This window comes from Cyanobacterium sp. (assembly GCF_054166785.1).
This window is the reverse complement of sequence record NZ_JBSZCP010000061.1, coordinates 24,394-37,664: the sequence shown is the minus strand read 5'-3', so window position 1 is coordinate 37,664 and position 13,271 is coordinate 24,394. Positions and strand designations below refer to the sequence as shown.

General features: G+C 38.0%; 12 protein-coding genes. 8 read left to right on the top strand and 4 right to left on the bottom strand.

Annotated features, from left to right (window positions below; all coding sequences use genetic code 11):
* Nucleotides 1-32: 32 nt before the first annotated feature.
* Nucleotides 33-917: an AEC family transporter gene (locus ACXITR_RS13165; protein WP_457997678.1), complete on the bottom strand. Its 885-nt coding sequence runs from the start codon at nucleotides 915-917 to the stop codon at nucleotides 33-35.
* A 138-nt stretch (nucleotides 918-1,055) separates the two neighbouring features.
* Here ACXITR_RS13165 and ACXITR_RS13160 point away from each other — a divergent pair, with 138 nt between their 5' ends.
* The 4 genes from ACXITR_RS13160 to ACXITR_RS13145 all read left to right on the top strand — a co-directional run bounded on the left by ACXITR_RS13160 (nucleotide 1,056) and on the right by ACXITR_RS13145 (nucleotide 5,616).
* Entirely contained in the window at nucleotides 1,056-2,561 is a 1,506-nt protein-coding gene (locus tag ACXITR_RS13160; RefSeq protein ID WP_457997677.1) for a TonB family protein, read from the top strand.
* A gap of 83 nt (nucleotides 2,562-2,644) precedes the next feature.
* Nucleotides 2,645-3,016: a PilZ domain-containing protein gene (locus tag ACXITR_RS13155; RefSeq protein WP_457997676.1), complete on the top strand. Its 372-nt coding sequence runs from the start codon at nucleotides 2,645-2,647 to the stop codon at nucleotides 3,014-3,016.
* Nucleotides 3,017-3,034: 18 nt separating this feature from the next.
* Nucleotides 3,035-4,072 (top strand): bifunctional heptose 7-phosphate kinase/heptose 1-phosphate adenyltransferase, encoded by a 1,038-nt coding sequence (locus tag ACXITR_RS13150; RefSeq protein ID WP_457997675.1) that lies wholly within the window; start codon nucleotides 3,035-3,037, stop codon nucleotides 4,070-4,072.
* Between the two features lie 56 nt (nucleotides 4,073-4,128).
* Complete coding sequence (locus ACXITR_RS13145; RefSeq protein WP_457997674.1) at nucleotides 4,129-5,616, top strand: Ycf66 family protein; 1,488 nt, start codon at nucleotides 4,129-4,131, stop codon at nucleotides 5,614-5,616.
* Here the strand turns inward: ACXITR_RS13145 and ACXITR_RS13140 are convergent.
* Together ACXITR_RS13140 and ACXITR_RS13135 are read right to left on the bottom strand one after the other, a co-directional pair.
* Complete coding sequence (locus tag ACXITR_RS13140; RefSeq protein WP_457997673.1) at nucleotides 5,613-7,763, bottom strand: ComEC/Rec2 family competence protein; 2,151 nt, start codon at nucleotides 7,761-7,763, stop codon at nucleotides 5,613-5,615. The two genes, ACXITR_RS13145 and ACXITR_RS13140, sit on opposite strands and share 4 nt — an antisense overlap.
* 320 nt (nucleotides 7,764-8,083) lie before the next feature.
* The gene (locus ACXITR_RS13135; RefSeq protein WP_457997672.1) at nucleotides 8,084-8,728 is read right to left on the bottom strand and encodes a lysophospholipid acyltransferase family protein; all 645 of its coding nucleotides are present in this window, start codon (nucleotides 8,726-8,728) and stop codon (nucleotides 8,084-8,086) included.
* Nucleotides 8,729-9,057: 329 nt separating this feature from the next.
* On the opposite strand from ACXITR_RS13135, the gene dacB reads away from it, so the two are divergent.
* The 4 genes from dacB (at nucleotide 9,058) to ACXITR_RS13115 (ending at nucleotide 12,341) form a co-directional block, all read left to right on the top strand.
* Entirely contained in the window at nucleotides 9,058-9,942 is an 885-nt protein-coding gene (gene dacB, locus ACXITR_RS13130) for a D-alanyl-D-alanine carboxypeptidase/D-alanyl-D-alanine endopeptidase (RefSeq protein WP_457997671.1), read from the top strand.
* A 118-nt stretch (nucleotides 9,943-10,060) separates the two neighbouring features.
* Complete coding sequence (locus tag ACXITR_RS13125; protein ID WP_457997670.1) at nucleotides 10,061-10,450, top strand: DUF3110 domain-containing protein; 390 nt, start codon at nucleotides 10,061-10,063, stop codon at nucleotides 10,448-10,450.
* Between the two features lie 92 nt (nucleotides 10,451-10,542).
* Complete coding sequence (gene murQ, locus ACXITR_RS13120) at nucleotides 10,543-11,448, top strand: N-acetylmuramic acid 6-phosphate etherase (RefSeq protein ID WP_457997669.1); 906 nt, start codon at nucleotides 10,543-10,545, stop codon at nucleotides 11,446-11,448.
* 56 nt (nucleotides 11,449-11,504) lie between these two features.
* A complete protein-coding gene (locus ACXITR_RS13115; protein WP_457997668.1) occupies nucleotides 11,505-12,341 on the top strand; it encodes an alpha/beta fold hydrolase in 837 nt (278 codons plus the stop codon).
* Here ACXITR_RS13115 and ACXITR_RS13110 read toward each other — a convergent pair.
* Nucleotides 12,338-13,144 (bottom strand): GAF domain-containing protein, encoded by an 807-nt coding sequence (locus ACXITR_RS13110; RefSeq protein WP_457997667.1) that lies wholly within the window; start codon nucleotides 13,142-13,144, stop codon nucleotides 12,338-12,340. The genes ACXITR_RS13115 and ACXITR_RS13110 overlap by 4 nt on opposite strands.
* Nucleotides 13,145-13,271 lie beyond the last annotated feature (127 nt).

Here is a 13,271-nt window from a genome sequence, read left to right as displayed (position 1 = left end):
TTTCTGTTTCAGCTTAACAAATTCAAGACCCATTATATTAACCAAATCACCACAGGTAAAGTAATAAAACTCATCACCGTAGAAATGATAATGGTTTGAGCCACAATGGTTGCATTGCCCCCAAATTGTTTCACCATAACAAGGGTATTCACCGCCGTGGGCATCGCTGTTTGCAATACCAATACCTGTAAATCTATTTCTTCCAATCCCATAACTTTTCCCACTCCCACAGCTATCAGGGGGGGAATTGTTAACTTAATCAACGGCAACAAAAACTCTTTCCCAGTTACCACAAACTTAGTTTGCCCCAACTGCATCCCCAAAATAATTAGGGCAAGGGGAATTTCCGAAACTCCCAGCAATTCCATACTTCTATCCAAATTAAAAGGTAGCTCAATCCCGCTTATATTAAGTATCCCCCCAAAAATCATCGCCCAGATTAAAGGAAGTTTTAAAGTTAAAGTTGCTCCCTTTTTTATGCCCCGATTACTTAAAATAGCAGGAAGCATTCCAAATAAAAAAATACTCGAACCAATCATATAAATAATTGCCCTGTCTAACCCTTCATTACCCAAAGCAAAAGTAGCTAAAGGTAAGCCCATATTGCCATTATTCGGGCAAAGAATCACCGCAAAAATACTCTGTCTATCTTCCTTCTCAATCTTGAGTATGAATGTAAATAACCAAATTAACCCATAAATAATCAGCGAAATCAACCCATAGCTTAAGATGATGAGTAAAACACTGCGCCCAGAAACAGTATTGCGATATAAACTATCCGCCACAAGGGCTGGAGCTAATACATAAATACTTAATTTACAAAGGCTGGATTGATCTAAATTTAACTTTTGTCCTGCGATATAACCAATAAAAATAATCAAGCCTACAGGTAAAACCGCCGACAAAATGACATCCATAAAATTAAACTTATTTTTTTAATTTATTTTGCCCATTGTAATCTCCCCATCCTCTTCCTGAACAACTTCCACCAGTTACGAATAAACTTGTTAAAATACTGAAGGAATATCACAGTTAAATTTTTAGGCTCAGATAACATGGTAGTCACCGCAAATCGCAAGGCATCTTCCCTCGGTAAATTTAAGAAACCATTACAAAAAATTAACTGGCCACTAATTACCTCCATTGCACTCCATGGGGCATTCTTTAGTGCTATTTTACCAGAACTAAACTTAAATTCTTCCTCAGATAATGCGGAAGTGTCGGGAGAAACTCAGGTAATCGAATTAAATGCCCTTGAACAAACAAGACTACCTAATTTTTCTGCTCCCCAAAGATTTGCCAACTTCAATAATTTAAACCTCCCCAACGCCACAGAAAATGGCATCGATAGCATTCCCATGCCAAATTTTGATGCCTTACCCTTTCCCTCCTACGACAATTCCTTTTCCTCCTTACCTGCCCCCCCACCCTTACCACCCATTTCAGGGGGATTTAACTCTAACTATGGCGGTAGTATTGTCAATATTCCTATTCCAGCGCCCCTAGACTTACCAGCGCCCCCTCCCCTTAGTTTTAGGGCAAATATTCCTAGTCCTCCCAGCTTCAACGATACCCCCATTACCACTAATAACTTTGATAACTTAGAAGGAAGAGTTATCGATATAGTGCCAAAATCTCCAGAAGAAGAAGCCGAAATTCGCCGTGCTATCTTTGAAAATAGGGATGAGCCAAATATTCCTAATCCACGAGATGTTTTCAATAATCGTAATTCGTCTAACTCCACCATTGCGAGAAATGAAACAAGCCAAAATGATGAGTCTTTAGTTAATATCGTCTCTAACAATTCCAATAACACCTCTACGGAAAATTCCACTCCGAGGATTGCCCCAAGGGATGAAAATGTGAGTGATGAAGAGGCAAGGAAAAACTATATTGCGTGGCTTCAAGATGTGGAAAATCCTACTCCCCAAGAAATTACCATCATGGGTATTTATCCTCCAGAGGCTTGTAATAGTAATATTCAAGGTATCGCAACCTACGGAGTGAGTGTTAATAGTCAGGGAAGTGTGATTGATACTCAACTGATTAAAAGTGCGGGGTATCCTATGCTTAATAATCAAGCCCTTGAGCAAATTAAAGCAAAAAGTTTTGAAAATACCACTGGGGCGAATAAACCTTTTCATGTTTATGTAGAATTTAAGCCCAACAATGAGGTATGTGCTTCTACTACGAATAACTCACCAAGCCCAGTGAATAATCAACCCCCCACAACCCCTCCTGCGGCTAACCCGAATGATAATCAACCTCCTGCCCAGAATAATTCTTCTACAGTAACGAATAATCCACCAGAGGTGAACACTTCCGGGGTAACACCATCCCAGTTGAATATTAATCCTCCCCCTAATGCCCCCCAAACTCCTGAGTCAGTGCGAGACATTCTTTCTAATGCCCAATCTCAAAATAATAACAGTCCTTCAGAAAATAGCTCCTTAGAAAATTCGGATAATGGAGATGATGAGATAGAAAATGGTGCTAATTCCCTTGGAAGTGAGGCAATTACTCCAGAAAATCAAGATTTACAATTAGAGTTTGTAGATTAATTTTCATTAAAAATTAAACTTGTTTATCTATAAAAAAGATACACTAGAATTAAACATAAAACAAATAAAAAAGGGTGTTTTTTATGGTGGAAATAAATGAGCAAAGAGGTAGCCGCCGTGTTTTAGCTGTGTGCAAGGCGTTGGATAGTCAAGGGGAGTTTGTGGGTTTTACCCTCGACATTACAAAGGATGGTATTCATTTAATTGTAGAAAAATCCTTTAATCCGCCATCTACTTTTGATTTAATCCTTAATTATCACTTTGATTCTGATATGGAGTTATCTAATGTGGCTATTACGGTGCAAAAAATGTGGCGTAAATCTACTAATGAAGAATATGATCAAATTGGTGGTAAAATTATTGATACGAAGCAACCCGAAGTATTAGCACAGTTAGTGGCTTTTTGTGATAAAAGAGCCAAAGAAAAGTACGAATTTTCCCTCGAATTAATTTAATTTTCCCCTTAATTTAGCATGATTGATGAACAAGATTTTATCCTTAAATTAAAACAAAAGAAGCATCGATTAAATGAAGTTTTAAACAGTTTTAAAAATCTTAATTTATTAGTAATTGGAGATTTAACCCTTGATGAGTTTTTAACGGGGGAAGTTGAAAGACTATCGAGGGAAGCCCCTGTTTTAATTCTTCGTCATGAAGACACAAATCAAATTCCGGGGGGAGGGGCTAATGCTGTTTATAATTTGGCTAAATTGGGGGCTAATATTCGGGTGGCTGGATATGTGGGGGATGACATTCAGGGAGAAGCCCTTTTAAAAATTTTTGAGTCGGCAAATATTGATACGGGGGGTATTATAAAAGATAATACTCGACCTACGGTTACAAAAACTCGCATTGCCGGTCATGCTAGGCAGTCTGTTACTCAGCAAATTGTGAGGGTTGATCGTAAATCTGATAGTTTACCTTCTGAGGAGTTACAATCACAATTATCCCAGTATATTGATAATCAATTGTATCATGTGGATGGGGTAGTTTGTTCTGATTATGGTGATGGGGTATTTACTCAACCGATTATTAAGTCTTCTCTAAATCATCATTTGGTGGTGGTGGATAGTCAGAAGGATTTACCTAGATTTTTTGGGGCGACTTTATTTACCCCTAATTTGCCTGAGGCGGAGTTGGCGGTGGGTTACGCTATCAATGATGAGGCTAGTTTATTATCGGCAGGGAAAGATTTATTAGCTAAAACTCAGGCTAAGTATATGTTGATTACTCGGGGTGAGGAGGGAATGAGTTTATTCTCTTATCAAGGGAGTCAGTTGGAAGTTGAGCATATTCCTGCTTTTAATCGTACGGATGTTTTTGATGTGACGGGGGCAGGGGATACGGTGGTGGCGGCACTTTCCTTGGCTTTGTGTAGTGGTGCGACTCCTTGGGAGGCTGCGGTTTTGGGGAATTTGGCGGCTAGTATTGTGGTGAGGGTATTCGGCACAGCTACTACTTCGGTGGAGGAAATAAAGGATGCTCTTAATATATATTTGGAAGAAAACTAGCATTCCTTTGTCCATTATAATAAGATAGTACAGCACAGCCATCAGGAAAATTCGTGATGTTAAGTTACTTTCTCTCTATTACTATTGTCATTGCCAGTTTAAATTTGTATTTAAGCGCTTTTATTCGCCCCAAAATTCACCGTCGGGATGATTTTCTCTGGAGTGGTTTGGGCTTATTTTATGGTTTGACTTTATGGGTTTGTGCGGGGAGGATAACTGGGGCTATTTTACTGTCTCAATTAGCTATTGTAACCGTTGCGATCGCCTTTATGTGGGAAAATGTAAGTTTGCGCAAGGCATGGATAGCTGAGGAAAAGAATACTTTAGAGGGCTTTTCAATACTAAGTTTTGTTTTAAATACCTTAGCTAAATTTTCTAAACCTAAAAAGAAAAAAGAAGTTATCTCTCAACAGGTAAAAGAGGAAAAAACGGCACCATCGAAACAGGAAAACTTCCCAGAAATTGCCCCAGAAATTAAAGAAGCCCTAGAAAAGGTAGAAGAAGAGGAAATCTCTCAGTTTTCAGAAATTACTACCCCTGAAACCGAAATTAAGCAAGAAAATTCGGAGACTGTGCAAGAGATAGTAACCGATGATGGGCAAGAGGAATTAGAAGAAAATTTATCCCCTGAAAAACAAGAGGATTTTGTGGTGGTAAATGAGGAAGAAAAACAAGAAGATTCTCCCCCTATGGATGAAGAAAAAGATTCTTTGGTAGTGAATGAGATAGAGTCACCCCAGAAAAAAAGTTTCTTTGGCAAAATTTTTGGTGGTATTTTTGGTGGGAAAAAGAAAAAAGAGAAACAAGAAACAAGCATTTCCAAAGAAGATGAGGAAATAGGTGATAACTTTATCGATAACCCTGAAGAAGATAGCAACGAAGAATTTTTTGAGGAAGAAGAAAGCAAATCAAACTCCTCTGAAGAAATTTCCACTGTCATAGAAGAAGAAACCCTTGATTTACCCATTGACGAAAAAACTTTAGCAGAATTTTCCCCTGACGAACAAATTATCTCAAATCATGATGATATTACTGATATAGAAGCCTCTGCGGATGATGAAACAGTTTTAGAAGAAGATGATAACACCGATGATGCTTTAGAAACCTCTGGGGAAAATGTGGAGGAGGAATCTTCTATGGATGATGACACGGTTTTAGATGAAGTATCTGCCGATGAGGAAGAAACAGTATTGTTAGAAGCATCCCCTGATGATGAGACTTTGTTGGAGGATGATAGTTTTTACGGGGAGAATGAGGAGAAGGAGAATGATACATCTATCAGTGAAGAGGAAAAGGATTCTATAATTCCTGATGATATAACAGAGGAAAAGGAAAATATTTCCCTAGAGGAAGAGGTTGAGTTAGAAATTCCTGTGGAAGATACCATTAACTCTTTTGATGACATTACCGATAAGTTAAATATAGAGAGTGTCAAGGAGTCTGATAATTGGGATTTTTTAGATGATGAAGGGGAAAAAAAAGAGGATGAGTTAAATGATGAAACGGTGGGTAATATTTTGGATGATTTAGATAAAAAGGATTAATAAATGGTTTCTTGGTAGGGCAAAAAGCCCTTACTCGGTTGCCATTGAATAGTGTTTTGTTGAGTGAGGGAGTAGGTTTTTATATTTTGGGTTTCTAATACCTCCCTATTGTTAAAGTAATTGTAGTTAATGGCAATGGATGGATTTAGTTTTTGAATATCTGCCATGGAAAGATTATTGCCAGACCATATTAGGTTATCGATTTTACCTATACTAGAGGTATCGGGGTTAATGATTTTGTCACTATCTACTAGCATCCATCTTTTTCCTTCGATTTGCCATGTAATAATTTCTAAGTTGTTGGTTATGGGATGTAAGTTGATGGGATTGTTTTGGTTTTGATAGATGTTTCTAATGTTCGTTTTTTTGTTTAGGTAGTTGAGGGATTGTTGATTTTGATTATTGGGTTTGAGTAGAATTAAGTCAATGTTATTTATTCCTTGATGGTTAAGAAAGTTAGTGAGGTTATAGTTAAGATTATTTTTGTCTGGTAGGTTAATTAGATAGTTATGGAGACGATTTTCTATCACTACTATTGGTTGTTGGTTGCTTCTAATGATGGTGATTTGGGTTAAGTTGATTTTTTGATAGGCGATGGGAATGATTATTAAACAAACCATGAAGATAGTTGATTCTTTCCATCTTTTTTGTAGTTTTTCATTAAAGTAAATTCCTATGTAGATGGAGTAGCTAATTAATATAACTATTAAGGAGATATTACCCATGGCTAAGGATGAAAAGGGTAGATGGTTACTGATTTTTACTATCTCAATCATTAACCAAGTAAAAGGGTATAAAATAAGGGCGATCGCACTTGCTATAATAGGAAAAAATAAACCAATAAAACCAGTTATGATGCCCCCCAGTGTAATAACCAAAGCTAAAGGAGAAACAAAAATATTGGTAAAGATACTATAAAGGGGAAGACGATTAAAAATATAACCCTGTAAAGGTAAAATCCAAATAGTAGCCGACAAAGGCACCGCAATTAAACCAGCAATCGTAATGGGTAAAAAATCTAAACAGGAGATAACCGCAGGAAGAGTAACAATCAAGCCAAAAGTTGCTAAAAAGCTGAGTTGAAAACCCAAATCCCATATCCACAAAGGATTAATCAACAACAAAATAAAACCTGTTAAAAATAAACTAGCAGAAACATTAACTTGCCGACTATCATCCCATAGCGCCACTAATACTCCCACCCCCATAAAACTAGCCCTTAACACCGAAGGATAAAACCCCGTAAGAGTCAGATAAAAAAATAAACTAACTATCCCTAGACTCAAGCGCCACCCAGAAGAAAGCCTTTTGGTTAACCATAAAATAAACCCCAATAATAACGATACATGAAACCCCGAGGCAGCCAAAATATGGGCTAATCCAGCATCCCGAAAAGAATCTTGAATTTCGTAAGATAAATCAACCCCCCGACTACCGATTACCATGGCACTAACTAAAGTACCATAAGGAATATTAAGATAACGCACATGACATTGAATTACCCTTTTTCTTAGCCAAAATACCGACTGCTGATAAACATTACCAAATTTGTTTAACTCTACCTTCTCGGCGGTAAAACCTGCCCAAATTCCTTGCCGTGACAAAAAACTAGCAAAATCAAAGCCCCCCGGTTGACTTGCCATGGGTGGTTGATATATTCTTCCCGTTAGGGTTACTTCCATGGAAGGGAATAAATTGATGGTTTCCAATAAAGGCGCCGTTACATATACTTTACCCCTGACTTTTTTTTCTTCAAATTCTTGGGCTTCAAGGGTGAATCTTGCCCTTTGGTTACGATTGACTTGTAGGGGAGTGATAATTTTTCCTTTTACTCGGAGGGTATTATCAAAGGAATTTTCTATCTGGGTTAACTGATGACTTATATCTATATTAGTGGGGGTGGGTAAGCGCCATTGATAGTAATAATAACTGCCCATCACAATCAAACCTGCCCCTAACCACCATAATTTTTTTGGGGCAAAATACCACTTTAAGGGAATGGTGAAAGCAAGAAGTAAGCTGATAGCCATAACCCCGAATATTAATAATATTTCACGATTTTCAAGGATGGTTAAACCCGTTAACAGTAAACCGACGACATAGGAGAAGATTAGTAAATATATTTTATAACTATCTCTATTCTGCATTGGGTTAAGCCAAGGGATTATCAGTTAACTTGCCATAATTTTAGTTGATTTTCCACAAAAAATTAAAACTCTTAACTATTGGTGGAAAGTGGGAAGTTTTATCTCTCATCTCTCATATATTACAAAATGTAAAAAAATCGACTTTTTTCTTGACTTTGGTTCTGTTAGGGGCGAGAATAAGAATGTCTATAACATAATGGAAATCTGACTGTTTTTATCTATTTTTGTCAAGCCTCCCATTATCTAAATGATAACATAAATTCGAAACAGCATCCACTAAAAAAGCCCAAAAATCGGATTTTTTTCAAAATTAGGCAAAATTAAGAGCGATCGTGTAATTGGTTAATGGCATCGGCACACATTTGAGTAACTAGCTCTAAATCCTTTTTCTTGGTGGAAGCGGGGGGGGCGATAATGTCCCCTATCCTGATGGTTACAGGGGTAGATTGAGGCAATTTTTTGCCATCTACAACAATTTTTTCTGTGCCACAAAGACAAACGGGAAGGATGGGGGATTGGGATTTGGCGGCAATGAGGGCAGCCCCTAATTTGGGGTTATGTACTTTTCCATCGGGGGTGCGAGTACCTTCGATAAACAAGCAAGTAGTCCACTCCTGTTCGATTCTGGCTAAGGCTTGACGGATGGCGTTGCGATCGCCCTCACCCCGATTAACAGGATAAGCACCCAAGGAAGAAATTAGTTTACCAAAGAGACGAGAATCAAATAACTCTTGTTTTGCCATAAAAGAAATTCGGCGAGGAATGGCAGCGGAGAGAATAGGAGGATCAAAAACACTGGCATGATTACAAACAATCATCAACTTTCCTTTGGGGGGTACATTCTCCACATTTTCTACCTTTCCCCGAAAATAGAAACGGAAAAAAGGAAATACAACGAAAAATCTGGTTAAATAGTAAACCGCTGGATTAGTCTTTTTAATGGATAATTTTGAATCCTTCGTCATTTTTTAATTCTTCTGTTAAGATACTTTAAGTCAATGAACCATCAAAGAGGCAAAGACTGCCTAAAAGAAGTAACAATTTTACAATGTAGCAAAAATAGGGCATAAATAATTTTGTTTCTTGGGAACTTCTATGACGGTGATAAATCCATACCACGAAGGTATATCATTAAGCACCAATCCTTGATTATGTCTCAAAACATCCCTGTAATATGAGCAACTTGTAATCATAAATTATTATTTTTCAATCACCATAACCAATTTTTAAACCTAAAACTAATTACTTCTAATACACCAATCAAAATAATAGATTCAACGGTCTTTATCATCATATGATTAAAAAGCAACATTTTATCACTGGACTCTCAATTCTTTCCTTTGCCTATGGGGGCGCGGTATCAGCCCAAGTGGATTCCCCCATCCTTGAGTTTAATCCTTCCCCCGAAACTCAATCCATTCCCATTCCCATCATCCCCCCAGAAACCAGAAGTGTTGCCCCTAATATATGTACTCCCGAATTAAATGCTTCCATTCAACAGGTTATTGATACCTATGGTGGTGGTTGGGGAATTTTGGTACAAAGTTTAAATACGGGGGAAACTATTTACCATTACAATGCAGATCGAGGTTTTATCCCCGCTTCTAATACTAAGATATTAACCACCGCTGCAGCTTTACAAAGAATGGATCCTAATTCTGCTTTTAGTGGCAATACTTCTTTGCGCGAATGGATTAATGTGGTGAACTTGAGAAGTAATAATTATTATGCGGACACTTTATTGCGTCGTGTGGGGGGTTCGGCTTCGGCTAAACAAATCTTGGCGGAAATGGGGGTAAATCCTAGCGCCTTTCATTTTGCCGATGGCTCTGGATTGTCTCGAAATAATGTGGCTACCCCAAGGGCGATCGTGGAAACTCTCCGAATAATGTATAATGACCGTCATCGGGATGTATTTTTGGCTTCTTTACCTACGGCGGGGGTCAGTGGTACTCTTACTAACCGCATGAGGCAAACCCCTGTACAGGGCATCGTTAGGGCGAAAACTGGTACTTTGAGGGGGGTAAGGGCTTTATCTGGTTATTTAGATCATAAGGATCATGGTACTTTAGTATTTAGTATTATGGCGAATCATCCTAATAATGTGGGGACTAATTTGGTAGGGGCGATCGATCAAATGCTTATTCGTATTAATATGGCTGGCCCTTGTCGTCAATAATTTGTAATAAAATTGACAACATACCTTAAACCATGAAAATATATTTTATTAACCCTATCCGTGATGGTTTTTAATGGTGGGGGAGGTAACCTATATTTACAGTTTGGGAGTATGGTCTATGATTGTTTATGTTTTATTATATAATTCGGGTACGAGTAATGAGGGTATTCATACATTACAAATAGGCGATCGCGATTGTGTGTTAATGTTTGAGTCGGAGGATGATGCGGTGCGTTATGCTTTACTTTTAGAGGCTCAAGATTTCCCTTTGCCGAGCGCCGAAGCCATCGAAATAGATGAGATTGAGGATTTTTGTGCCAGTGCTGGATATGACTATAAATTTATCTCTGATGGTATGTTAGAAGTTCCCCCTGAGAATAATGTTGAGCATATGGACTGGGATATTGATGGCACCCCTCAAGCACCCATTACGGAAAATTCTTCCCAAGCCCAAATGTCGGCCTTTGAACTTGAGCGCATTCGTCGTCAATTAGAAGGGCTATTATAATTAATTGATAATTCAGAGTTGATAATGGATAATAATGGTTAACTGCCATGGGTAGTCATTTTCACCATGATAATAATTACGCTCTTTAAATAATGGATAATCACATGACCAGGGGACATCTTTTAACGGAACAGATTAACCCTGCTAGTATTAATTTAGACCAACTTTCTTGTTTAGAGATGGTTGATGTTTTTAATCAGGAAGATCAAAAAACCGTAGATGCGATCGCCCTTGCCCGTGAATCCTTAGCCCAAGCCATTGACATTACCGCTCAATCCTTATCCAAGGGGGGTAGGTTATTCTACATTGGAGCAGGTACTAGCGGACGTTTAGGGGTATTGGATGCGGCGGAATGTCCTCCCACCTTTTGTACCGATCCCACCCTCGTACAGGGCATCCTCGCAGGGGGAGAAGGGGCTATGTTCAAAAGTTCTGAAGCCCTCGAAGACTTACCAGAAGATGGGGCAAAGGCGATCGCCCTTAATGACATTACCGAACTAGATGTAATAGTAGGCATCACCGCAGGAGGCACCACACCCTACGTCCATGGAGCATTAGAAGAAGCCAGAAAAAGAAAAGCAAAAACCATCTTTATCAGTTGCATTCCCCAAGAACAACTCAAAATAGAAGTAGATGTAGATATTCGACTACTCACAGGGCCAGAAGTCCTAGCAGGTTCAACCCGTCTCAAAGCAGGTACCGTAACCAAAATGGCCTTAAACATCATCTCCACAGGGGTAATGGTCAAACTAGGCAAAGTTTACGGCAACAGAATGATCGATGTATCCGTTACCAACAGTAAACTATTAGACAGAGCCTTAAGAATTATCACCGACTTAACCGACTTAGAACGAGAAAAAGCCCAAGAACTTTTAACCGCCAGTGGCTCTAAAGTAAAACTAGCACTACTAATGCACTGGAAAAATATTACAAAAACAGAAGCCCAAACCTTGCTAGACCAACATCAAGGGAACCTACATCAAGCCCTTCATAACTAATCTTGGTATCATCTGAACCATTACCACACAAAAGACTTTTTCAGTAAACCCCCATTATGACCACCAGAAAAATATTCCAAAAAGATGACCACATCAAAATATCTTACCTAGAATGGAATCAAGGCAAAACCCCCCTACTACTATTACATGGCATGGCAGACCACAGCCTAGTTTGGGAAAGTTTAGGGGAACACCTGCAACAAAAATATCATATCATTGCCCCCGACCTAAGAGGACATGGTGACAGCAGTAAACCAGAAAAAGGTTATTTCAACGATGACATTATCAACGACCTACAAGCCCTACTAAATTACTTACACTGGGATAAAATTCACGTCATAGCCCACTCTTGGAGTGCCAAATTAGTTCCCATCTGGGCAACCCAAAACCCCCAACTTTTTCAAACCATGACCCTAGTTGATCCCTTTTATATCAACAAAATCCCCAGTTGGAGCAAAATAACATTTCCCTTACTATATAAAGTTTTGCCATTCCTCAAAATGACCCGTAACTTTCCCGATTACCAATCCGCCGAAAACACCGCCAAATCCCTCAAACAATATCAAGGTTGGTCAGAATTGCAACAAAAAGCCTTTAAATACAGCATTACCAAAACTAAAAATCAACAATGGTCGAGTAAATTTGCCCCCCAAGCCAAAGATGAAATCTTTACCGATGTCATGTTACAAGCTGGATTAACCCAAAAATTAACCATTCCCACCCTTTTTATCAAACCCGAAAAAGGACTTAACAAAAGTCCATGGCAAATTAAACCCTTTGAAAAATATCTCCCTAACCTAACCATTAAAACAGTCCCGGGAAATCACTGGGCTTTTCTAGTACAACCAGAACCATTTAATCAAGTAATTACCGAATTTTTAGATCAATATTAGCTTTCTTCTTTGTGGATTTTCTCCCTTAAAAAATCAAGAATTTCCCCCGTAATATTAATAATTTGATTAGAACCAAAACCACCCTTATCAAGTTCCTTAAAAATCGCCTTAGCTACAATATGGGAAATCTTAGCAGGGTCCGGAGTCAAATTTGAGATCTTATTTCCTTGTTTTTCCACCTCTTTAGATACGGCAATTTCCAAAAACCTTGACTGCAACATATTTTGTAGCTCAATGATTTGAATAGATTTACCGATAAAAAGAGCAAATATTTTTAAAATTTCTAAATCTTTTTCATTAAAAGGTTGATGATTATTTTGTTCACTAACATTAATAACACCAATCACCTGATTCCCAATAAAAATAGGAGCAGAGATTAAACTTTTATAATCATGTTCCTTCTTTCTTGCCACTTGCATAAAAGGAGATTCATTAATATTCTCCACCAACAAACATTCCCCCGTAGAAGCAACATATCCTGCGATACCGTCATTTAATTGAGTAACTTGTTCATAGGCTTCCTTCGGTAAATCACCATAGTGGGTAAAAACCCTTAAATAAGGCTCTTGTTTTTTATTTCCTTGACTATCTATTACCCTTGTTTGTAAGAGCATGATAGAACACTTTTTAGACTCTAAAATTTGAGCCGTCATATATGCCAAGTCTTTTAAACCCGTTTCTACATCACTATTTTTCTCCAAAAAGTTGGTAACACCTAATAATTGGAACAAAAAACCTTCAGATTTAAGAGCGGGTTGTTCATCAATAATATTTTGAGAGCAATTTGAATTTGTTTTTATCATTTTTTTCTGTAATGGTAATAAAGTAATTATTGACATTGACAAAAATTAAAACTCTAGTATGATTTACCTTCTTCTTTTCTGTGGGGTTTTTTTTTAGGATTTGTTATAAGTTAATAAGCTAAAACTC